This is a genomic window from Micromonospora sp. NPDC049101, assembly GCF_040648675.1.
Lineage (GTDB): Bacteria > Actinomycetota > Actinomycetes > Mycobacteriales > Micromonosporaceae > Micromonospora.
The window spans coordinates 35,488-57,181 of sequence record NZ_JBEZED010000028.1; the positions used below are offsets into that span (position 1 = coordinate 35,488).

A 21,694-nucleotide genomic window follows, 5' to 3' on the forward strand; every position below is an offset into this window, starting at 1 on the left:
CCGCGCCGGCTGGCCCCTCCCAGGAGCGGCGGAACCTGGTTTGCTGCTGGTGGGGCAACCACGGGGAGGGCGGATGCGCGACAACAGATCGCCGCACTGGCGGCAGGGGCGAGCGGCCGGGGCACCGGGCACGGGCCGCGACGAGCGGTCACTGATCGGGCCGCCCCGACGGCCGGCCCGACCACACCGGTTCTTCACCGTGCACCTGGGCTTCACCGCACCGGACGCGGCCGACGCCCGCGAGCTGGCCGTGGCGTACGCGGAGGCATTGACGCTGCTCCGCCCGGAGGTGGCGCTCGGGGCGGCGGCCCTGTCGCCGGCCGATGCCTGGCAGCGGGCCGTGCGGCTGTTCTGCGGGGCGGTCGGCCCGGACGGCGAGCGCTGCGTCGACGTGGCCGATCATCCGGGCTTCCACCACGCCCCGGGTCCCGGCGGTCTCGGCTGGGGTGACGGCGATGGGTGACCGCTGCTCGCCGCGGCGCACCGACCGTCATCGGCGTGGGCGACGACGGCGAGCGGCACACCCGACCACAACAGGTGTCGCCGTGCCGGTGCCCGGATTACCGACACCGGCACGGCGACACCGCGCCGGCGATCAGTCCAGATCGAATTCGCCGTCCTGGGCGCCGGCGACGAACGCGTCCCACTCCGCCTGGGTGAAGACCAACACCGGCCCCTCGGGCTCGGCCGAGTTGCGCATGCCGATCAGGTCGTCGACGAAAGCGACCTCGACGGCGCTGTCAGAGGTGTCCCCTTCGGCCCGCTGCCAGACCGCCCGAGAGAGGTCGAAGTCGCCCTTGGGGTGCTGCGCCATGGTTCTTTCCTCCAGTGCCGAGGGTCGTGTGGTGACCGAGTGTCGATCCCCATCGGGCAGGATAAGCGGATGCCGAGCCTGACCCGTGTAGAGGCGACCGCGCGTGGCGCGGCGATTACTGTCGAGTCCTATCAGGTGGACCTCGACCTGACCGGCGGCGCGGAGCTGTTCCGCTCCCGCGTCGCGATCCGCTTCCGGGCGGCCACCGACACCGCGACCTTCGCCGAGGTCAAGCCGGCGAAACTGCTGGCGGTACGCCTCAACGACCGCGACCTCGACCCCGCCCTGTTGGCCGACAACCGGCTGCCGCTCGCCGACCTGGCCGAGGAGAACACCCTCGTCGTCGAGGCGGAGATGGCGTATTCCAACGCGGGGGAGGGGATGCACCGCTTCGTCGACCCGGCCGACGGCGAGACATACCTCTACGCGGTGAGCTTCCTCGACAACGTGCAACGCATCTTCGCCGCGTTCGACCAGCCCGACCTCAAGGCTCCCGTCGTCCTCTCGGTGACCGCCCCACCAGAGTGGACGGTCTCCAGCAACGCCGAGGTGGCTGCCACTCCGGCACCGGGTCGCTGGGAGTTCGCCCCGAGCGCGCCGCTGGCCACATACTTCTTCTCGCTGATCGCCGGGCCGTACCACGTGCGGCGGGCCGAGCACGACGGCGTGCCACTGGGCATCTACTGCCGCCGGTCGCTCGCCGAGCACCTGGATGCCGACGCCGAGGAGATCTTCACCATCACCCGGCAGTGCCTGGACCGGTTCCACCAACTCTTCACCGAGCGCTACCCGTTCGGCAAGTACGACCAGGCGTTCGTGCCGGAGTTCAACGCCGGCGCCATGGAAAACCCGGGCATCGTCACCTTCCGCGACGACTACGTGTTCCGCTCGGCGGTCACCGACACCGAGCGCGAGCAGCGGGCCACCACCATCGCCCACGAGATGGCGCACATGTGGTTCGGTGACCTGGTCACCATGCGCTGGTGGGACGACCTGTGGTTGAACGAGTCCTTCGCGGAATACCTCGGCACCCGGGTCACCGCCGAGGCGACCCGCTTCGGCCAGGCCTGGACGACCTTCGCGATGCGCCGCAAGGCCTGGGGGTACGCGGCCGACCAGCGCCCCTCCACCCACCCGGTCGCCCCGGAGGAGGTCGCCGACGCCGACGAGGGCCTGCTCAACTTCGACGGCATCTCGTACGCCAAGGGCGCCAGCGTGCTACGGCAGCTTGTCGCGTGGCTCGGCGACGAGGCGTTCCTCGCCGGCCTGAACGCGCACTTCGCCGAGCACCGCTTCGGCAACGCCACGCTCGCCGACCTGCTGGTCAGCCTCTCCACCGCCAGTGGCCGGGACCTGTCCGGCTGGGCCGAGGTGTGGTTGCGCCAGCCGCAGGTCAACACGCTGCGCGCCGAGGTCACCGTCGACACCGACGGCCGCTACTCCGACGTGGCCGTGGTGCAGACCGCGCCGGAGTCCCACCCGGTGCTGCGCCCGCACCGGATCGGCGTGGGCCGCTACTCGGTGGACGGCACCGTGCGCCGCGACGACGTCGACATCGACCCCGCGGCCGACGGCGGCCGGACCGTGTTGGGGGCCCTGGCGGGCACTCCGGCTGCCCAGTTGTTGCTGCTCAACGACGGTGACCTGACCTTCGCCAAGGTGCGCCTCGACCCGGCGTCGGCGGAGGCCGTCGCGCGGATGCTGCCCGGCTTGGCCGACCCGCTCACCCGGGCGATCCTCTGGGGCGAGGCACTGGACGCCGCGACAGACGGGGAGCGGCCGGTCAGCGGCGTGGTCGATCTGATGGCCGCCGCGCTGCCCACCGAGACCGAGGTGATCATCGCGGAGGACGTGCTCACCCTCAGCCGGTCGTTGGTGGACCGTTACCTCGACCCGCTGACCCGGTCCGCGGCGCTGGCCCGGGTCGCCGAGGCGTGCCAGCGGTTGCTCGACGGCGCGCCGGCGGGGGAGTCGTTGCAGTTGGCCGCCGCGCGGGGGTGGATCACCGCGACCACCGACGCGGACCTGCTCGTCGGTTGGCTCGCCGGCCGGGACGTGCCGGCCGGGCTGCGGGTCGACGCGGAGCTGCGCTGGGCGGTGCTGCGCCGGTTGGTGGTGCTGGGTGCCGCCGGCGAGGCGGAAATCGCCGTCGAGGCGGCAGCCGACAACAGCTCCACGGGTGCCGAACGGGCCGCCCGCTGCCGGGCCGCCCTGCCCGACCCGGCCGCGAAGCAGGCGGCCTGGGAGATCATCGTGCGGGACACCGAGCTGTCCAACCGCCTGTTGGAAGCGACGGCCGAGGGGTTCTGGCAACCCGAGCAGGCCGAGCTGACCGCCGCGTACGTCGAGCGGTACTTCACGGACATGCCGGCCGCCGCCCGCCGGCGTACCCCGTGGACGGCCGATCGGGTCGCGAAGCTGGCGTTTCCCCGCTACGCCGTGGCGCAGCCGACCCGGGAGGCGGCCGCGGCGCTGCTGGCCCGCGACGACCTGACCCCCGGCCTGCGCCGGGTGGTCACCGACGCCGACGACGACCTGCGCCGCGCGCTTGTCGCCCGGACAGCGGTGGCCGCCGCCGCGGCGTAGTCCCCTCGACCTGACGAATATCGCGGGGTCCGGGACGGGTTGACACCCCGATTTCCCGGACCCCGAGTCGATCAGCAACTGCCACCCCGCACCCGTAGCTCAGCGCGCCGCGAACTCCGCCGTGACCGGCGCGTCCCAGTCGATGACGTACCGCTGCTCGTGGGCGATCGTCTTCTCCGGGTCCATCGCGGTGCGCACCAGCAGGGGCATCAGCAGAGGCAGCAGCGTCCGGCCCACCGGCCCCGGCGCCTTCGTGTGGTTGATCCGCGCCGCGCGGGCGGCGACCTTCTCCACCCGGGCGCGGCGCAGCCGCTCGAACGCGGCGAACGCCGACGCCACGTCCGGTAGGTCACGCAGGCAGCGGGCGAGCTGGACCGCGCTCTCGATGGCCAGCGACGCGCCCTGCCCGGAGCTGTTCGACGGTGCGTGGGCCGCGTCGCCGACCAGCACCATCCGACCCCGGTGCCAGTGCGGCACCGGTGGCATGATCTGCAACGCTCCCACCACCTGGAGTTCGTCGGCGGTGCTTGTCGCCACCAGCTCCCGGCCCGGGTCGTCGTCGCCGTAGGTGCCGCGTAGCGTGGCCAACCACTGCGCCGACGGCACCGTGCGGGCCTCGACCAGACTCACCGGCCGCTGGTACGGCAGGTTGGCCCCCCACCGGGTGCCACCGCCCGGCTCCGGCCAGTAGAGGTAGTAGCCGCGGCGCCCGAACGCGAACGTCATCGTGCCCGGCTCCGCGTCCACGTCGTGCCGGGCCACCGCCTCGAAGCCGAGCAGGCCGGTGAACCGGGGACCGGGCGCGGCCGGATCGATGAGGCCACGAACCGTCGACCGGATGCCGTCGGCACCGATCAGGACGTCGGCGGTGGCGGTGCTGCCATCCTCGAAGTGGGCGGTCACGCCGCTCTTCGTCTGCTCGGCGTCGATGAGCCGCTTGCCGTACGCGAAGCCGACCCCCTCGGCGACCGCCTGATCGTGCAGCGCCCGGTGCAGCTCGGCGCGGTGCACCACGTGCAGCGGGCGCACCCCGGTCAGCGTGGGCAGGTCGATGCGGCGTCGGCCGACCGCCATGACGGTGCGCGTGATCGGGGTGGCGGTCGCCGTCACCGCCTCGTCCGCGCCGATCGTACGCAGGGCCGCCACGCCGTTGGGCGCGAGCGCGAGGGTGCCGCCGATGCCGCCAACTCCGCTGGCGGTCGCCGGGTACGCCTCGTGGACGGTCGCCGTAATGCCGGCGCGGCGCAGTGCGAGTGCGGTCACCGGTCCGGCGATACCGCCGCCGATGACGATCGCGGTTCGTACCGTGGTCATGCTCTTCTCCCTGGGGTGTGTGGTCGCGTGCGACCGACCTGGGAGGGAGCCCGGTTATCCTCTGGTTGCCGCTTCGGGCCGGGCGCCTTCCCAGGCATCGGTTCGGGGTAAGGGCTCCGGCGGGGTGTTGGCGCACCCCGCCGGAGCCGTCTTCAGCCGGCTTCCCGGTTGCTGGCTGTCGGATGGGTGGGTTCGGTGTTGGCTCTCGGGGTGGTGGTTCTCTCGGCCAACCCGGTCAGCTCCGCGGGCATCTCGCCGGTCTCGTGGAAGGCCCGCCAGGTGTCCAGCCCCGGATAGCTGCCCGAGGTCAGCTCGGCGAGCAGGGCACGCAGCCAGGCCGCCTCCGCCTCCCGCAGGGCAAGGTCGTACTCCGACTCGACCAGGAACAGCCGCGGGATCTCCCGCAGGTGGGCGTCGAGCGTCTCGCGGTCCCGCCGGAGCGCGTCTTCGAGCAGGTCGAGCCGCTGACGAAGCAGGTCGGTGGCCTCGTCAGGATGCAGCGCGGCGAGGACGGACAACCCGGCGCGGAAGCGGGGATGCTCCGGCATCGGGGTGGAGACCAGCTCGCGGGCCCAGTCGACCAGCTCGGCGCGCCCCGCGTCGGTGATCCGGTAGACGGTGCGTTCCGGGCGCCGGCCCTCGCGGACGCTCTCCACCGCGTCGATCAGGCGGTGCTTCTCCAGGTTGCGGATCACCGTGTAGAAGGAGCCCCACTTGAACTCCATGTCCTGGTCCTTGCCCCAGGCCCGCAGTGCGGTGGCGATCTCGTACGGGTGCATCGGCCGTTGGACAAGCGCGGACAGCACGGCCAACGCGAGCAGATTGCCGACCTTGCGCCGCTTCGGCACGATGCCCTCCAGACTCGCTCGCTTCCAATTACTCGTCCGCAAGTATATGCACACGAGTAACCCGTCGCGATCCCGCGCGCTCCGCGATCCCGCGCGCTCCGCGATCCCGCGCGCCTTGATCGACTCGGTTTCCTTGAAGTCGCGGTGTCCTGACCGGTTTGACGCACCGATTTCCCGAAAGGCGAGTTGACCATCGCTGCCAGCGTGCGCCGTTCCGGCATGTCGCGGTGTCCCGCCGGGGTCGGGGTGGGGTGCTCGCCTGGGCGCTTAGCCGGGCCGGGGTGGTCGGTCCCGACGGTCGGCCTACGATCATCGGGTGGAGGAAGATATCCGGCGGATCGGGATCATGGGTGGCACCTTCGACCCGATCCACCACGGTCACCTCGTCGCGGCCAGTGAGGTGGCGGACCGGTTCGGCCTGGACGAGGTGGTCTTCGTTCCGACCGGGCAGCCGTGGCAGAAGGCCGACGAACCGGTCAGCCCGGCCGAGGACCGTTACCTGATGACTGTCATCGCCACCGCCTCCAACCCGCGCTTCCAGGTCAGCCGGGTCGACATCGACCGCCGTGGGCCGACCTACACCGTCGACACCCTGCGCGACCTCCAGGCGGAGTACGGCCCCAAGGTGCAGTTGTTCTTCATCACCGGCGCGGACGCCCTGCAGCGCATCCTGTCCTGGAAGGATCTGGACGAGATCTTCGAGCTGGCCCACTTCATCGGGGTGACGCGGCCCGGTTTCCCGCTGACCGACAAGCACCTCCCGGCGGACACTGTCAGCCTGATCCAGGTGCCCGCGATGTCCATCTCGTCGACGGACTGCCGCGCCCGGGTCGCCCGGGGCGAGCCCGTCTGGTATTTGGTGCCCGACGGTGTGGTGCAGTACATCGCCAAGCGAAGCCTCTATCACGGCTGACCGCGCCGGATTCCGGCTGGTTTGTGTATTTAACCGACCAGAACTGCACGGTCGGGGCGTCGCCGGGTATGAGACGCTTGGAGGATCGCACGCTTGATCGAAGGAGAACGGTGACAGTTTCCGAACGCGCTCACGAGCTGGCAATCGCGGCCGCCCAGGCCGCCGCCGACAAGAAGGCGCAGGACATCACGATCATCGACGTCGGCGACCAGCTCGCCATCACCGACGCGTTCGTGCTCGCCGCCGCCCCCAACGAGCGCCAGGTGCTGGCCATCGTGGACGCGATCGAGGAGAGCCTGCTGGAGCTGCCGGACAAGGCCAAGCCGGTGCGGCGTGAGGGCGAGCGTGGTGGCCGCTGGGTGCTGCTCGACTACGTCGACATCGTGGTGCACGTCCAGCACACCGAGGAGCGCGAGTTCTACGGGCTCGACCGCCTCTGGAAGGACTGCCCCACCATCCCGTTCGTCGACCGCGACCTGGTCGAGGCCGACGCCAGCGGGTCGTCCGCCGCCGCCGAATGACCCGACTGATCGTCTGGCGGCACGGCAACACCGACTGGAACGCCGCCAACCGCGTCCAGGGGCAGACCGACGTACCCCTCAACGAGCTGGGTCGCGACCAGGCCCGCGCCGCCGCCCCGCTGCTCGCGGCGCTGCGGCCCGACGCGATCGTGGCCAGCGACCTGAGCCGCGCTGCGGAGACCGCCGCGGCGCTCGCCGCGCTGACCGGGCTTCCGGTTCGCACCGACGCCCGGCTGCGCGAGCGGCACTTCGGCCAGTGGCAGGGCCTGCACCTCACCGAGGTCGCCGAGCGTTTCCCGGAGGAGTACGCGCGGTGGCGGGCCGGCGACCCCGACCCGGGCGCCGATCTCGAACCCTTGCACGATCTCGGCGAGCGGGTCGCTGCCGCCCTGCGGGAGGCAGCGGAAGCGGCTCCCGGCGGCACCGTGGTGATCGCCACTCACGGTGGCGGCTCCCGGCAGGGCATCGGTCGTCTGCTCGGCTGGGACACCACAGTGCTGCGCACCATCGGTTCGCTGGCCAACTGCCACTGGAGCGAGCTGCGGCACGACGACCGCGCGCCGACCGTCGGGCGCCCACAGGACGTCAGTGGCTGGCAGTTGCGGGCGCACAACGTCGGCCTGGTCACCGCCCCGGTCGCCGTCGAAGCGATCTGAGCGCTCGCGCCTCGGCGTTCGAGGCCTCGATCGGCTAGCGTGCCGGGCATGCCCGTCGCGGTTGTCATCGACTCCACCGCCTACCTTCCGCCCGAGCTGGTGCAGGCGCACCGGCTGACCGTCGTCCCGTTGACCGTCGTGCTCAACGGCGCGGAAGGGCTGGAGGGGGTGGAGACCCAGCCGGCCGACGCGACCCTGGCACTGAGCGCCCGCCGGGTCTCGGCGACCACCTCCCGGCCGGCACCCGAGCAGTTCGCGCGGACGTACCGTCAGTTGCTCGACACCGGCGCCGACGGGATCGTCTCGGTGCACCTCTCCGCCGCGTTGTCGGGCACGGTGGAGGCGGCCCGGCTGGCCGCCGCCGACCTGGACGGCCGCGTCGAGGTGGTGGACAGCCGCTCGGCGGGCATGGGGCTGGGCTTTCCGGCCATCGCCGCCGCCACCGCCGCCGAGGCCGGCGCCGACCTTGCCGGGGTACGCGACGCGGCGCTCGCCGCCATCGCCCGCACCACCGTCTGGTTCTACGTCGACACGTTGGAGTTCCTCCGCCGGGGTGGCCGGATCAACGCGGCCGAGGCGCTGTTCGGCACCGCCCTGTCCGTCAAGCCGATCATGCACATGCCGGACGGGGCGATCGTGCTGCGCGAGAAGGTCCGTACCGCCAGCCGGGGAGTGGCCCGCCTCGTGGACCTGGCCGTCGAGGCGGCCGGCGACGACGACGTGGACCTCGGGGTGCACCACCTGGCCGCGCCGCAACGGGCCGAGGCGCTGCGCACCGCGCTGACCGAACGGTTCGGTGACCGGCTGCACCACACGTACGTCTCCGAAGCGGGCGCGGTCGTCGCCGCGCACGCCGGGCCGGGCCTGGCCTGCGTGGTCGTCCACCGTCGGCCGGAGGACTGAGCGGTGTCCACGTCGTCGTGTGTGGTGACCGGCGGCGGTCGCGGTGTCGGCCGGGCCGTGGTGGAACGCCTGGTGGCGACCGGTGCCACAGTCGTCGTGTTGGAGCGCGACGCCGACGCCGCCGACTGGCTGGCCGGGCATCCCGCCGCCGACCGACTCGTCGCGGTGTTCGGTGACGCCGCCGACGAGCGGGTGGCCGAGCACGCCGCCGAGCTGGCCGAACGCGCGGCGCCCCTGACCGGTTGGGTGAACAACGCGGCGGTGTTCCGCGACGCCGCGCTGCACTCGGCGTCGGCCGACACGGTGCTGGACCTGATCGGGCTGAACCTGCGCCCGGCCGTGGTGGGCGCCGCGGTGGCCGTCCGCCGCTTCCTGGCCCGCGCCGCCGGCGGCGCGATCGTGAACGTCTCGTCGCACCAGGCCCGCCGGCCCGTGTCGGGTGCCCTGCCGTACGCGACGGCGAAGGCCGCCGTGGAGGGTCTGACCCGGGCACTTGCCGTCGAGTACGGGAAGTACGGCATCCGCGCCAACGCGGTCGCGCTCGGCTCGATCGCCACCGAGCGGCACACCGAGTTCCTGGCCGCGCAGGAGCCCACCCAGGCCCAGTGGATCGACGCCGAGCTGAATCGGCTGCACCCGGTGGGCCGGATCGGGCGGGTCGACGAGGTGGCCGAGGCCGTCGCGTACCTGCTGTCACCGGCGGCGAGCTTCGTCAACGGGGTGATCCTGCCGGTGGACGGGGGACGAGCCGTGCTCGGCCTCGACCCGGAGGCCCACTGACGACCGATCGTCCGTGTTAGCCTCCGTGCGCGCCCCAGATGGGCCTACCCCCCGGAGGTTCTGGCTACTTCAGCCACCACGCCGAGATCGATGCGATGTGCGCGTCTCTCGTGCGGGATCCGGGGCGTCGGTGCCCTCGGGGCGTCGTCATCGGTGTGGCTGGGTGAACGCTGTGGGCCTCCGGTCGGGTCAACGGATCGACCGGGAAGAAGACGGTACGCATGACAGTCACGTTCAACCACACCATCATCGCCAGCAAGGACAAGAACGCGTCGGCCGCGTTCTACCGGGAGCTGTTCGAGCTGCCGGAGGCGCCGTCGTGGGGGCCGTTCGTCAACATCGTGCTGGACGGGGGAGTGCTGCTCCAGTTCGCCGAGCCGCCGGTGGAGATCCAGATGCAGCACTACGCGTTTCTGGTCGACGACGAGCTGTTCGCGCGGTGTCTGGCGTTCGTCGAGGGGCGGGGCATCACCTACTGGGCCGACCCGCAGCTGAAGCGGGAGGGGGAGACCAACACCGAGCACGGTGGACGGGGCTTCTACTTCTTCGACCCGGCCGGCCACGCCATCGAGATCATCACCCGGCCGTACCTGTAGGGGCGGCCGCGTCGCTCGTCAGGGCGGGTGTCGGCTCCGGTTGCTCTGTCCGCCGGGGCCGGCCCCACCCAGGTTCCGCCAGAACGCTTCGTCGGCCTCCCCGCTGTTGCCCGTTGCTCGTCGATGTCGTCGAGGCGGCAGCGGCGGATCTGGAGCGTGCTGAGCGTGACTATTGGAGGATTTCGGTAAGTCGGGTCAGGTCCGTCATCTCGTATGCGACGGGTGTGTCGTCCGGCCGGGTGTGCCCGCGGTGGTTGATCCACACCGCCTGGATGCCGGCGGCGTGCGCCCCGTACACGTCGGCGCTTGTCGAGTCGCCCACGTGCAGCACGTCGTCCGCACGCAGGTCCAGCGCGGCGAGCGCTCGGGTGAACATGTCCCGGTCCGGTTTGTAGGCGCGGACTTCCTCGCTTGTCACCACGGCGGTGAAGGCCAGGCCATGGTGTGCCATCGCCGCGTCCAGGTCGGCGCGGTCGACGTCCGACACGACGCAGATGGGCACCGTGACCCGGGAGAGGAACTCCCGGGTACCTGGACGTAGCGGCGGCGACTGCCAGTACTCGAACTGCGCCGCGCACAGCCTGACCGGGTCACCGGCGCAGCCCACCGCGGCCATCACCCTGGCCAGGCTGTGCATCGCGCAGTGTCGTAGCGTCCGGAACTGTGGGCCGGCGGCGACCGCCTCGTACTCCCGCGCCCACGCATCCATGACCTCGTCTCCAGCGACGGATGGTGAGGCGCCGGCGGCTACCTGGTCAGCTATCGCCTGCATGATCGCGTCGTCGTCTTCGACCACCGTGCCGTAGAAGTCCAGCAGCAGTCCCTTGATCACGTTCGCAGTGTAGTCGTCGCCGCGGCCGGTGGGTTCGGCGAGCTCAGTGGCTGCTGGCGGCGAGCCGAATCCCGAATCCCGTGCCAAGCAGACCAGAACCGCTAGCAGATCCGCGCTTGATCAGGGCGTTGTCCACAGTGGCGTCGGTTATCCACAGGGCGATGTCGCCACACCCCACCGCCTCCGCCGTCGCCATAGCGTCGCCCTGTGTCACACGACGAGGAGACCGAGGTACGCCAGCGCCTGCGCCGGCTGACGGATGCGCCGCTGGACGTGTCGTCACCGCCGGCACGGGCAACGCTCGCGGGCGTACCTCTGGCTGGGGTGCTGCCACCCCGGGCCGGGGCGCCGATGGCCGAGCCGGACGCGGGCGTACCCCTTGCCGTGGAAGGCTCGCTGGCCCCACGGCTGTCCGGGCCTGGCGCGTTCGACCCAGGGCGACGCGGTGTGCGGGCGCTGGCGGTCGTCGCGGTGGTGGTGGTGCTGGCCGCCGCCGGGTGGGCCTGGCGGTCCCGGCCGCACGCCGAGCCGGCCGCACCACTGGGCAGCGAGGCCGTAGCGGCCACGCCGGCGGGCGACCTCAGCGCTTCCGGCTCCGGTGAGCTGGTGGTGGCGGTCGCGGGCAAGGTCCGCAAGCCCGGGTTGGTGCGGGTGCCGGCCGGGTCCCGGCTCGCCGACGCGGTGCAGGCGGCCGGCGGCCCGCTGCCCGGGGTCGACGTGGCGCTGCTCAATCCCGCTCGCAAGGTCACCGACGGCGAGCTGATCGTGGTCGGCGTGACGCCGCCGCCGGCGCCGGCCGGTCCGGCGGCGGGCGGGGCGGCTCCGGCTGCCGGTCCGCTGAACCTCAACACCGCCACCCTGGCGCAGCTCGACGCGCTGCCCGGGGTCGGGCCGGTGCTCGCCCAGCGCATCCTCGACCACCGGGACCAGCACGGCGGGTTCAAGGCCGTCGGCGACCTGCGCCAGGTCGACGGGATCGGCGACGCACGGTATGAGCAGCTCAAGGATCTGGTGACGGTGTGAACAGCGGTGACCCGACGCCGCACGGCCAGCTGACCGCCGCCCAAGATCGGGCATCACCGCCGGACCTGCGACTCGCCGGGCTGGCCGTGGCCGCGTGGCTCACCGCGCTCGCCGGCCTACATCTCGGCGTCCGCTCGCTCCTGCTGGTGGCCGGGGTGGTGGCCATCCTGACCGTGTGCACCGCCCTGCACCTGCTCGGCCGCTTCGGTCGTCCGCGGGCCGTCGCGCGCCGCCACGGCTGGATCGCCGTCGCGCGCCGCCACGGCTGGATCGCCGTCGCGGTCGGCCTCGGTGTGGTCTGTGCGGGGGCGGTCACCGCGGCCCAGCTCGCCATCCGGGACGCCCCGCCGATCCGTGCCCTGGCCGAGCAGCGCGCACTGGTCACCGCGGAGGTGGTGGTCCGGGACGATCCGCGCCCGATCCGTTCCGCCGGGCGACCGGGGATGCTGCTGGTACCGAGCGAACTGGTCCGCCTCACCGGCCCGGACGGTCGACGCATCCACGCGTCGGTGCGGCTGCTCGTCCTGGCCACCGACCCGGCCTGGCAGGGACTGCTGCCCGGGCAACGCCTCACCGCCGATGGTCGGCTCGGCGTCGCGCGCGGTGGTGATCTCACCGCGGCCGTGCTCAGCACCAACGGTCCGCCGCAGCGGCACGGTGTGTCGTCCTGGGCGCAGCGCGCCGCCGGCACCCTGCGTGCCGGTCTGCAACGGGCCTGCGCGCCGCTGCCCGACGAGCCGGGCGGGCTGCTGCCGGGGCTCGTCGTGGGCGACACCAGCCGACTGCCACCCGCCGTCGAGGAGGATTTCCGGGCCACCGGGATGACACATCTCAATGCCGTTTCCGGGAGCAATGTCGCCATTGTGGTCGGCGCGGTGTTGTTGCTGGCGCGTTGGGCGCGGGCCGGTCCGTGGCTCGCCGTCGGGCTCTGCGCGGTGGCGCTGGTGGGCTTCGTCATCCTGGTCCGCCCGTCACCGAGCGTCGTACGGGCCGCGACGATGGGGGCCATCGGGCTCGCCGCGCTTGCCGCCGGTCGTCCCCGTGCCGCGCTGCCCGCGTTGGCCGCCGCCGTCACCGTGCTGGTGCTCGTCGACCCGGAGTTGGCCGGGGATCCCGGTTTCGCGCTCTCCGTGCTGGCCACCGGTGGCCTCTTGCTGCTCGCGCCGCGTTGGCGGGATCGGCTGCGGCGGCGCGGCGTGCCGCCCGGCCTGGCGGAGGCGTTGGCCGTGCCGGCGGCCGCGCAACTGGCCTGTGGACCGGTCGTCGCCGGGATCTCCGGCACGGTCAGCCTGGTGGCGGTGCCGGCCAACCTGCTCGCGGTGCCGGCCATCGCACCGGCGACAGTGCTGGGCGTGTCGGCGGCCATGGTGTCGCCGCTCTGGCCGTCCGGGGCCGAGATCCTCGCGTGGCTGGCGAGTTGGCCGGCCTGGTGGCTGGTGGTCATCGCCCGACAGGGCGCCCGACTCCCGGGCGGCACCCTGCCGTGGCCCGGCGGGCTCCCGGGGGCGCTGCTGCTGACCGTGTTGACCGTCGCACTGCTGATCGCGGTGCGCCGCCCCCTCGTACGCCGACTGGTGGCCGTCGTCGGTGTCGCCTCGGTGCTCGGCGCGCTTCCGGTGCGGCTGGTGTTCGCTGGCTGGCCGCCAGCGGGTTGGGTCGTGGTGGTCTGCGCGGTGGGCCAGGGCGACGCCGTGGTGTTGCCGGTCGCCCCCGGCCGGGCGGTGGTGGTCGACGCCGGGCCGGAGCCGAGTGCGGTGGACGGTTGCCTGCGTCGACTCGGCGTACGGGAGGTGCCGCTGCTGGTGATCAGCCACTTCCACGCCGACCACGTGGGTGGGGTGGCCGGGGTGTTCCGGGGGCGGCGGGTGGGCGCCGTGCTGGTGCCGTCGTCGACGGATCCGGAGAGCGGCCGGGACCTGGTCCGGGCGGCGGCCGCCGGGCGGGCCGCGCTGCGCACCACCGTGGCCGGTGCCCGTCACCCGATCGGAGGCGTCGACCTGCTGGTGCTCGGCCCGCCGTACCCGCTGGCCGGCACCAGGTCCGACCCGAACAACAACTCGCTGGTGGTGCGCGCCACGGTGGGCGGGGTGCGGATCCTGCTGCCCGGCGACGCGGAGACCGAGGAGCAGCACGCGCTGCTGACGCGGGCGACACCCGGCCAGTTACGGGCGGACGTGTTGAAGGTCGCCCACCACGGTTCGGCGTATCAGGACCCGGGCTTTCTCGACGCGGTGCGGCCGGCGGTCGCGTTCGTGCCGGTGGGCACGGGTAACACCTACGGGCACCCGAACCCGGGGATACTGGCCCGGCTGAGCAGGGGTGGCGCCCGGGTGCTGCGCACCGACACCGACGGCGACCTGGCGGCGATCCGGGCTGACGGTGGCCTGGCCGTGGTGCGGCGGGGAGTCCCACCGGGCCGGCAATCCTGAGCCTCGTCGGGAGGGGCCCGGTGCGAGTGGTCCGCCCATCATCGGCGGGACTCCGCGTCCGACGGAGACTGCCCTCGGGTGGGTCAGGCACGGGGCTCCGGGGCGGCGGTCGGCCAGGTGCTGGTCAGCCCGTACCGGAACCAACCCAGTGACATGAATTGTGGATTAAGCGGTCAATTGAGATAGATGTCTTGATTTGCGCTGAGTGCGGGCTGCGCCGACCAAGCGGCGAATGAGCAGGCACGATCCCGGCGTGGGCCGTGCGAATATGGGCGGCGTGACCGCCGCCAACCTCGCTTCCATTCTGCTCGTCCTCGGTGACGAGGAGTTACTCGCCACGCGCGCGGTCACCGAAGCTGTCGCGAAGGTTCGCGGTGTCGACCCCGAAGCGGACGTCCGCGAATACCAGGCCGGTGCGCTCGCCGTCGGCGAGATCGCCGAGATGCTCAGCCCCTCGCTGTTCGGCGGGCGGCGACTGCTGATCCTGCGCTCCGGTCAGGACGCCCGCAAGGACCTGGTCGCCGCGCTGTTGGCGTACGCGAAGAACCCCGACCCGGAGGTCCAACTGCTGGTGCTGCACCTGGGCGCCGCCAAGGGCAAGGCGTTCGCCGACGGGCTGCGGGCGGCCGGCGCGACTGTCGTCCCGGCAGCCAAGCTCAAGGGGCACCGCGAGCGGGTGGCCTTCGTCCGTGACGAGATCCGCCGGGCCGGCGGAAAGTGCACCGACGACGCGGCCGAAGCGCTCATCGCGGCGGTCGGCAACGACCTGCGCGAGCTGGCCGCCGCCTGTTCCCAACTGATCGCCGACACCGACGGGCGGATCAGCGCCGACACGGTGAGCCGCTACTACCGGGGCCGGGTCGAGGTGACCGGCTTCACGGTGGCGGACGCCACCATGGTCGGTGACGTGCCGGCGGCACTGGAGGCGCTGCGCTGGGCCCTGCACGTCGGGGTCGACCCGGTGCCCATCGCCGACGCCCTGGCCGACGGGGTGCGCACGGTGGCCCGGGTGGCGTCGGCCGGGCGGGGCAACGCGTACCAGCTCGCCAGCAGTCTCGGCATGCCCCCCTGGAAGGTCGAGCGGGCGCAGCGGCAGGGGCGCGGCTGGACACCGGAGGGCCTGGTCCGGGCCATGCAGGTCGCCGCCGAGTGCAACGCCGCAGTCAAGGGTGGCTCCGACGACCGGGCGTACGCCCTGGAGCGCGCGGTCTTCTCGGTCGCGGCGGCCCGGCAGGGCGGCACCAGATGACGGGGGCGAATCGCCCGGCGTGGGCCACTGTCGCCGTCGACGAGGAGCGGTATCGGCCGCTCTACGCCCGACTCCTCGGCCTCCGGTTCGTCAACCCCGGCGGCGTGCTGTGCTTCCTCTTCTTCGAGGGCACCATCGCGCTGGCCGTGCTGCTCGCCCTCGCCGAGCTGGTCACCTGGTGGGCGGTGCTGGTGCTGCCCGCCGTGGTGGCGGCGATGGTCAAGCTCAACGACATGGTGGCCGCGATCGTGGTCCGTTCCGCCGCGCTCGTGCCCGAGCAGGAACGGGATCGTTTTCGCCGGCAGATGGAGCCGGTCGTCGGTCGAGCCCGAGTGGAGTGGGCCTCGCACAGCGTGACCGGGGTCGTCATGGCGGTGGACGCGTCCCCCCCGCGCACCGATGCGCCGAAGCGCCCACCAGCTCAGGCATAGTAGATCTTGGAGCGGAACGGCCCCTCCAGGGGCACTTTCCTTCCAAGATCTCAGGCCGGTGCCTCGCCATGAGGTGAGCACTGGCCTGGGCACACGGAAGCCCCGGACCGAGGCCCGGGGCTTTCCGAATCAGTCTGACGGTGAAGTCGTCAGGCGGAGAGCGCACCCACGCGCTTCGCGATCGCGGACTTGCGGTTCGCGGCCTGGTTGGAGTGGATCACGCCCTTGCTGACGGCCTTGTCCAGCTTGCGAGAGGCGTCCAGCATGAGCGCGGTGGCCTTCTCGACGTCACCGGCCTCGGCAGCCTCGTGGAACTTCCGGACGGCGGTCTTCAGCGACGACTTGACCGACTTGTTGCGCAGCCGGGCCTTCTCGTTCTGCCGGTTGCGCTTGATCTGGGACTTGATGTTCGCCACGCGACAGCCTCGTCTTGATAGCTCGGGTTGGTCAGCTTCTGCGCAAGATGACGAAACATGCGTCATCGCTGCGCGAAGAGCCAGGTTACCAGGTTGCCCGGGACGAGCCAAAACGGCTCGGCCCGAAACGGCGTTCGCCCGGTTCGTGGGCTCACCCGGACACTCGACGCTTGATCCACTCGGTTTCCTGCAAACCGCGGTAATCGCCTGCGGCTGATAGCCCGACTTCAAGGAACCCGAGTCGATCACGGGCCGCTGCGCCGCCGCGCCGCCGGGCCGCTGCGCCGCTGGGGCCGGGCCGCCGGGGGCGCCGCACTGCCGAAGCCGCCGGGTCGGGAGCGCGTCACCGCCAGCCCTGGCGGCGAGCCAACCAGTCGAGCAGCTGCTCACCGCTCCACCGCTGGTGGGCGGGCAGGTGCGGCGAGGCCGTCGGCGGTGCCGCCGCGGCGCCGGTGAGGTAGTAGCCGGCCAGCGCGGCCAGGGTCGCGTCCAGCGCGTCCGGGGGTGCACCCGCCGTCGCCGGGTGCGTGGCGAAGAGCCGGTCCGCGTCCTGCCCGCTGGCGTACGCGGTGAGCAGCAGGCCGGCCAGGTCGAACCAGGCCGGCCCGGAGCAGGCCCAGGTCCAGTCGCAGAACCAGGCTCGGCCGTGCGCGTCGATCAGCACGTTGTCGACCCGCAGGTCACCGTGGATCAGGCCGGTCGCCCCGTCGGCGTACCGGGGGAGGAGGGACTCCAACGCCACCAGCTCGGGCAGCCGGCCCCGGACCGGGGGCGGCAGCGCTGGGGTCGGCTCGCGACCGGCGGCGACCTCCTCCCACCAGAGGATGTCCGAGCGGGCCAGGTCGGCCAGGTGCGGCAGGCCGAGCGCGGTCAACTCGGCCGGCGGGTCGGCCAGGGCGACGGCGACCTCGGCGTACCCGGTGAGGGTCGCGTCCAACTCGGCGGGCACCCAGGGCAGGTGCGGGGTGTGCCCGTCGACGGCGTCGGTGCACAGCACGAACCAGCCGGCCGCCGACAGGGTCCACCGGGGGCGGGGCGCCGGCAGGTCGGCCGGCAGCCTGTCCAGGATCGCGGCCTCTCGGGCGTACCAGTCGACCAGATGCGGTTGCTCGGCGGCGGGTGCCGCCTTGACGAAGGCCCGGCCACCGTCGGCGGTGTCGAGCACTGCGGCGAAGCCGCGGGTGAAGCCCGCGCCCGCCACCCGGGCGGTGACCACCGGTGCGCCCAGCCGGTCCGCGACCGCGGCCCGCAGCGCCGCCGGCAGCGTCGGCCACGACGGGCGCAGCGCGCTCGCGTGGTAGGGCACCGGCGGCAGCGGGGGAGGGGACACCCCACCATGCTGCCCCGGGGTACGTGCGCGACGCACGGCGACACTGCCAGACTGCCAAGCCATGAGGACCGAGGACTTCTGGCAGTTGATCGACGAGGCTCGGGCCGGTGGCGGGGGAGAGCCCGGGCCGGTCGCCGCCCGGGCCGTCGCGCTGCTCGCCGCGCGCGATCCGGAGGACATCATCGGGTACGCGCGGCACCAGACGCGGGTGTTGGCCGCCTCGCACAAGGCGGATCTGTGGGGTGCGGCGTACCTGATCAACGGCGGTGCCTCGGCCGACGGCTTCGAGCACTTCCGGGGGTGGCTGATGACCCAGGGGCGGGCGGTCTTCGCCCGGGCGGTCACCGAACCGGACTCGCTGGCCGAGTTGCCCCAGGTGCGGGCGGCCTCGCTCAGCGGTGAGGAGTTCTCCGCCGAGCGGATGCTGTCGGCGCCCTGGGACGCGTACCGCAAGGCCACCGCGACCGAACTGCCGGCGGACCGCGACCCGGTGCGGACTCCGGATCTCAACGACTTCTGGGACTTCGACGACGAGGAGGAGGCCCGTCGTCGGCTGCCCCGGCTGGCCGCGCTCTTCGTCGAGCCGCCGCTGGAGTGAGAGGTTCTCGGGTCGATCCATCGCCCGCGCAGCGGACCTACCCCGGCGGCGTGGGAACATAGAGGGGGTCGGCGGCGCGCCGGCCTGTTCACGTCAGCCGACCAGAACGGACCGCTGTGCCACCGAAGCTCGATCCCGGCGCGAATGCTCCCGGTTCCACCGACCCCGGTCGCATCCGGAACTTCGGCATCATCGCCCACATCGACCACGGGAAGTCGACCCTGGCCGACCGGATGCTGCAGCTCACCGGTGTGGTCGACCCCCGGCAGATGCGCGCCCAGTACCTGGACCGGATGGACATCGAGCGCGAGCGCGGCATCACCATCAAGAGCCAGGCCGTCCGCATGCCGTGGACCATCCGGGACGGCGAGCGGGCCGGTGAGCACGCGGTGCTCAACATGATCGACACCCCGGGGCACGTCGACTTCACCTACGAGGTGTCCCGGTCGCTGGCCGCCTGCGAGGGTGCCGTGCTGCTCGTCGACGCGGCGCAGGGCATCGAGGCGCAGACCCTGGCCAACCTCTACCTGGCGCTGGAAAACGACCTGCGCATCATCCCGGTGCTCAACAAGATCGACCTGCCGGCCGCCCAGCCGGAGAAGTACGCCGAGGAGCTGGCCCACCTGATCGGCGGCGACCCCGCCGACTGCATCCGCGTCTCCGGCAAGACCGGCGAGGGCGTCCCGTACCTGCTCGACGAGATCGTCCGGCAGTTCATCCCGCCGGTCGGCGACGCCGCGGCGCCCGCCCGGGCGATGATCTTCGATTCGGTGTACGACGTCTACCGCGGCGTCGTCACGTACGTCCGGGTCATCGACGGCCGGATCAGCGCCCGCGACCGGATCAAGATGATGTCCACCGGGGCGGTGCACGAGCTGCTGGAGATCGGCGTCATCTCACCCGAGATGGTCAAGGCCGAGGCACTCGGCGTTGGCGAGGTCGGCTACCTGATCACCGGCGTGAAGGATGTCCGGCAGTCCCGCGTCGGTGACACGGTCACCATCAACAGTCGGCCGGCGGCCGAGGCACTGGGTGGCTACAAGGACCCGAAGCCGATGGTCTACTCCGGCCTCTATCCGATCGACGGTTCCGACTACCCCAACCTGCGCGAGGCGTTGGACAAGCTCAAGCTCAACGACGCCGCCCTCGACTACGAGCCGGAGACCTCCGGTGCGCTCGGGTTCGGCTTCCGCTGCGGCTTCCTCGGCCTGCTCCACCTGGAGATCATCCGGGAGCGGCTGGAACGCGAGTACAACCTCGACCTGATCTCCACCGCACCCAACGTCGTCTACCGGGCGATCACGGACGACGGCGCGGAGATCGTCGTCACCAACCCCAGCGAATACCCCACCGGCAAGATCGCCGAGGTGTACGAGCCGGTGGTCCGGGCCACCGTACTGACGCCCAACGACTACGTGGGCGCGGTCATGGAACTCTGCCAGGGCCGACGCGGCACCCTGCTCGGCATGGACTACCTCTCCGCCGACCGGGTGGAGCTGCGCTACACGCTGCCCCTCGCGGAGATCATCTACGACTTCTTCGACCAGTTGAAGAGCCGCACCAAGGGTTACGCCTCGCTCGACTACGAGCCCTCCGGCGAGCAGGCGTCCGACCTGGTGAAGGTGGACATCCTGCTGCACGGCGAGCCGGTGGACGCGTTCAGCGCCATCGTGCACAAGGACAAGGCGTACAACTACGGCGTCACCATCGCCGCCAAGCTCCGTACCCTGATCCCGCGTCAGCAGTTCGAGGTGCCCATCCAGGCGGCCATCGGCAGTCGGGTCATCGCCCGGGAGACCATCCGGGCGATCCGCAAGGACGTGCTCGCCAAGTGCTACGGCGGTGACATCAGCCGTAAGCGCAAGCTGCTGGAGAAGCAGAAGGAAGGCAAGAAGCGGATGAAGATGGTCGGCCGCGTCGAGGTGCCGCAGGAGGCCTTCATCGCCGCCCTCTCCTCCGACTCCGGCGACGGCAAGGCCGCCGGAAAGAAGTAACAGCCCCGCCCGGGGTCGTCGTGGGCCATGATCCGCACAGTTACGGCGAAACTGCTGTCTCGAGCTCGTTTGAGGCAGCAGTTTCCCCGTAGTTGCACGGATCTTGACTGCTTGGCAGGGTGTTCCGGTCGAGGTTGGGGCCGGAGGCTCGGGGCCGGCCGCCCGTACCACGGGTGCAGGCGTCGCCGGTCGGGGTGCCCTGGGTCGGCGGCGCGACCGCTGCTCCGGAAATTTTTCTGGCGCTGCCGTGAGGTGGACGGGCCGACGAGAAGGGCTCCTACCTGTGTGGACGCGCTTCCGCGACAACCGACGCACCCGTGAGGCATCGACGAATGGCGTTCTTCTTCGCGGTGAGTCGGTTTGGGCTTTCGGCGGGGCGGGCACTTAGCGGTCACGACAGGAAGCACACATCGTGTGTCGAACATTCTTTGAAGGAGGGCGACCGTGGAGTTCACCGTCTGGGGCATCATCACTGCGATCGTTGTTGGTCTCATCGTCGGCGCGCTCGGCCGCCTGGTTGTTCCGGGCCGGCAGAACATGCCGATCTGGCTGCACCTGCTGATCGGTGTCGGCGCGGCCCTGCTCGGTACGGTGCTGGCGCGGGCCGTCGGTATCGCGACCGAGACGAGCGGTATCGACTGGGGCGAGCTGCTGGTGCAGGTCGTAGTTGCCGCGGTCGCGGTCGCTCTGGTGGCCGGCGTTGGTGGCCGCCGCCGAGTGACCCGGTAACACCAAGCACCAATTCCCGTACCACCACCACATCGCCGATGGGCGCCCGGCCGACAGGTCGGGCGCCCATCGGCGTTCTTCCCGGTGGGGCCTTCTTCCCGGCGGGGTGGCGCGCGGCGCGGCGCGGTCTGGCGCAGCCTGGCCTAGCCCGGCACGGCTTGATCTGGACTTGGGCTGGTGCTGTGGCCTGGGCTGGTTTGGTCGCCTGGACTGGGGGCCGGGGTGGCGGGATGGCCGGCTCGGTAGGTGGCGGGGGAGGGGCGGTCGGTGGAACGTGTTCTTGTCGGCCAAGTCGTGATCGTTTGGTGGCTGGAGTCGGTTTGGATTTTCTGTGGGGCGGGCACTTAGCGGTCACGACAGGAAGCACACACCTCGTGTGACAGACATTCTTTGTAAGGAGGGTGGCCGTGGAGCTCACCGTCTGGGGCATCATCACTGCGATCGTTGTTGGTCTCATCGTCGGCGCGCTCGGCCGCCTGGTTGTTCCGGGCCGGCAGAACATGCCGATCTGGCTGCACCTGCTGATCGGTATCGGCGCGGCCCTGCTCGGTACGGTGCTGGCGCGGGCCGTCGGCATCGCGACCGAGACGAGCGGCATCGACTGGACCGAGTTGCTGGTGCAGGTGGTGGTTGCCGCGATCGCGGTCGCGTTGGTGGCCGGCGTTGGTGGCCGGCGCCGCGTCACCCGATAACGACCTGGCATCACCTGGCGAGGCAGCACTACCGCAGGAC

The 21,694-nt window shown here is 71.8% G+C and carries 22 protein-coding genes; 16 read left to right on the plus strand and 6 right to left on the minus strand.

Translation table 11 applies throughout. From position 1 onward, the window contains the following. Positions 1-73: 73 nt before the first annotated feature. Positions 74-463, plus strand: a complete 390-nt coding sequence (locus AB0B57_RS29640; protein WP_357077009.1) for a hypothetical protein — start codon at positions 74-76, stop codon at positions 461-463. A gap of 132 nt (positions 464-595) precedes the next feature. On the opposite strand, the gene AB0B57_RS29645 is transcribed toward AB0B57_RS29640, so the two are convergent. Next, a complete protein-coding gene (locus AB0B57_RS29645; RefSeq protein WP_030491749.1) occupies positions 596-814 on the minus strand; it encodes a DUF397 domain-containing protein in 219 nt (72 codons plus the stop codon). Positions 815-883: 69 nt separating this feature from the next. Here AB0B57_RS29645 and pepN point away from each other — a divergent pair, with 69 nt between their 5' ends. After that, positions 884-3,400: an aminopeptidase N gene (pepN, locus tag AB0B57_RS29650; protein WP_357077013.1), complete on the plus strand. Its 2,517-nt coding sequence runs from the start codon at positions 884-886 to the stop codon at positions 3,398-3,400. A 99-nt stretch (positions 3,401-3,499) separates the two neighbouring features. Here the strand turns inward: pepN and AB0B57_RS29655 are convergent, their stop codons facing one another. Together AB0B57_RS29655 and AB0B57_RS29660 are read right to left on the minus strand one after the other, a co-directional pair. Next, positions 3,500-4,714 carry an NAD(P)/FAD-dependent oxidoreductase gene (locus AB0B57_RS29655; protein ID WP_357077017.1) on the minus strand — a complete coding sequence of 405 codons (1,215 nt, stop codon included), beginning with the start codon at positions 4,712-4,714 and terminating at the stop codon, positions 3,500-3,502. A gap of 152 nt (positions 4,715-4,866) precedes the next feature. Next, positions 4,867-5,562 (minus strand): PadR family transcriptional regulator, encoded by a 696-nt coding sequence (locus AB0B57_RS29660; RefSeq protein ID WP_357077020.1) that lies wholly within the window; start codon positions 5,560-5,562, stop codon positions 4,867-4,869. 316 nt (positions 5,563-5,878) lie between these two features. Here AB0B57_RS29660 and nadD point away from each other — a divergent pair, with 316 nt between their 5' ends. The 6 genes from nadD to AB0B57_RS29690 all read left to right on the plus strand — a co-directional run bounded on the left by nadD (position 5,879) and on the right by AB0B57_RS29690 (position 9,931). Further along, a complete protein-coding gene (gene nadD, locus AB0B57_RS29665; RefSeq protein WP_357077023.1) occupies positions 5,879-6,475 on the plus strand; it encodes a nicotinate-nucleotide adenylyltransferase in 597 nt (198 codons plus the stop codon). Positions 6,476-6,585: 110 nt separating this feature from the next. Beyond that, positions 6,586-6,996, plus strand: coding sequence for a ribosome silencing factor (rsfS, locus tag AB0B57_RS29670; protein ID WP_357077026.1), 411 nt, complete (start codon positions 6,586-6,588; stop codon positions 6,994-6,996). Then, positions 6,993-7,652, plus strand: a complete 660-nt coding sequence (locus tag AB0B57_RS29675; protein WP_357077029.1) for a histidine phosphatase family protein — start codon at positions 6,993-6,995, stop codon at positions 7,650-7,652. The genes rsfS and AB0B57_RS29675 overlap by 4 nt, the downstream gene beginning before the upstream one ends. Positions 7,653-7,700: 48 nt before the next feature. Further along, positions 7,701-8,555, plus strand: a complete 855-nt coding sequence (locus tag AB0B57_RS29680) for a DegV family protein (RefSeq protein WP_357077032.1) — start codon at positions 7,701-7,703, stop codon at positions 8,553-8,555. A 3-nt stretch (positions 8,556-8,558) separates the two neighbouring features. Continuing rightward, the gene (locus AB0B57_RS29685) at positions 8,559-9,335 is read left to right on the plus strand and encodes an SDR family oxidoreductase (protein ID WP_357077035.1); all 777 of its coding nucleotides are present in this window, start codon (positions 8,559-8,561) and stop codon (positions 9,333-9,335) included. A gap of 221 nt (positions 9,336-9,556) precedes the next feature. After that, complete coding sequence (locus AB0B57_RS29690; protein WP_357077038.1) at positions 9,557-9,931, plus strand: VOC family protein; 375 nt, start codon at positions 9,557-9,559, stop codon at positions 9,929-9,931. A gap of 169 nt (positions 9,932-10,100) precedes the next feature. Here AB0B57_RS29690 and AB0B57_RS29695 read toward each other — a convergent pair whose 3' ends face one another. Continuing rightward, the gene (locus AB0B57_RS29695) at positions 10,101-10,763 is read right to left on the minus strand and encodes an HAD family hydrolase (RefSeq protein ID WP_357077041.1); all 663 of its coding nucleotides are present in this window, start codon (positions 10,761-10,763) and stop codon (positions 10,101-10,103) included. Positions 10,764-10,970: 207 nt separating this feature from the next. Between AB0B57_RS29695 and AB0B57_RS29700 the strand changes: the two genes are divergently transcribed. From AB0B57_RS29700 to AB0B57_RS29715, 4 genes are all read left to right on the plus strand, one after another. Beyond that, positions 10,971-11,786, plus strand: coding sequence for a ComEA family DNA-binding protein (locus AB0B57_RS29700; protein WP_357077044.1), 816 nt, complete (start codon positions 10,971-10,973; stop codon positions 11,784-11,786). Beyond that, positions 11,783-14,215 carry a ComEC/Rec2 family competence protein gene (locus AB0B57_RS29705; protein WP_357077047.1) on the plus strand — a complete coding sequence of 811 codons (2,433 nt, stop codon included), beginning with the start codon at positions 11,783-11,785 and terminating at the stop codon, positions 14,213-14,215. The genes AB0B57_RS29700 and AB0B57_RS29705 overlap by 4 nt, the downstream gene beginning before the upstream one ends. Positions 14,216-14,483: 268 nt before the next feature. After that, complete coding sequence (holA, locus tag AB0B57_RS29710) at positions 14,484-15,464, plus strand: DNA polymerase III subunit delta (protein WP_357077210.1); 981 nt, start codon at positions 14,484-14,486, stop codon at positions 15,462-15,464. After that, the gene (locus AB0B57_RS29715; RefSeq protein WP_357077049.1) at positions 15,461-15,895 is read left to right on the plus strand and encodes a hypothetical protein; all 435 of its coding nucleotides are present in this window, start codon (positions 15,461-15,463) and stop codon (positions 15,893-15,895) included. The genes holA and AB0B57_RS29715 overlap by 4 nt, the downstream gene beginning before the upstream one ends. A 149-nt stretch (positions 15,896-16,044) precedes the next feature. Here AB0B57_RS29715 and rpsT read toward each other — a convergent pair whose 3' ends face one another. Together rpsT and AB0B57_RS29725 are read right to left on the minus strand one after the other, a co-directional pair. Further along, positions 16,045-16,311, minus strand: a complete 267-nt coding sequence (gene rpsT / locus AB0B57_RS29720; protein ID WP_357077052.1) for a 30S ribosomal protein S20 — start codon at positions 16,309-16,311, stop codon at positions 16,045-16,047. A gap of 343 nt (positions 16,312-16,654) precedes the next feature. Beyond that, the gene (locus tag AB0B57_RS29725; protein ID WP_357077055.1) at positions 16,655-17,641 is read right to left on the minus strand and encodes a phosphotransferase; all 987 of its coding nucleotides are present in this window, start codon (positions 17,639-17,641) and stop codon (positions 16,655-16,657) included. Between the two features lie 61 nt (positions 17,642-17,702). Between AB0B57_RS29725 and AB0B57_RS29730 the strand changes: the two genes are divergently transcribed. From AB0B57_RS29730 to AB0B57_RS29745, 4 genes are all read left to right on the plus strand, one after another. Beyond that, positions 17,703-18,239, plus strand: coding sequence for a DUF4240 domain-containing protein (locus AB0B57_RS29730; RefSeq protein ID WP_357077058.1), 537 nt, complete (start codon positions 17,703-17,705; stop codon positions 18,237-18,239). 116 nt (positions 18,240-18,355) lie between these two features. Beyond that, positions 18,356-20,233 carry a translation elongation factor 4 gene (gene lepA / locus AB0B57_RS29735; protein WP_357077061.1) on the plus strand — a complete coding sequence of 626 codons (1,878 nt, stop codon included), beginning with the start codon at positions 18,356-18,358 and terminating at the stop codon, positions 20,231-20,233. A 444-nt stretch (positions 20,234-20,677) separates the two neighbouring features. Then, positions 20,678-20,962, plus strand: coding sequence for a GlsB/YeaQ/YmgE family stress response membrane protein (locus AB0B57_RS29740; protein ID WP_357077064.1), 285 nt, complete (start codon positions 20,678-20,680; stop codon positions 20,960-20,962). Between the two features lie 407 nt (positions 20,963-21,369). After that, the gene (locus AB0B57_RS29745) at positions 21,370-21,654 is read left to right on the plus strand and encodes a GlsB/YeaQ/YmgE family stress response membrane protein (RefSeq protein WP_357077067.1); all 285 of its coding nucleotides are present in this window, start codon (positions 21,370-21,372) and stop codon (positions 21,652-21,654) included. Positions 21,655-21,694 lie beyond the last annotated feature (40 nt).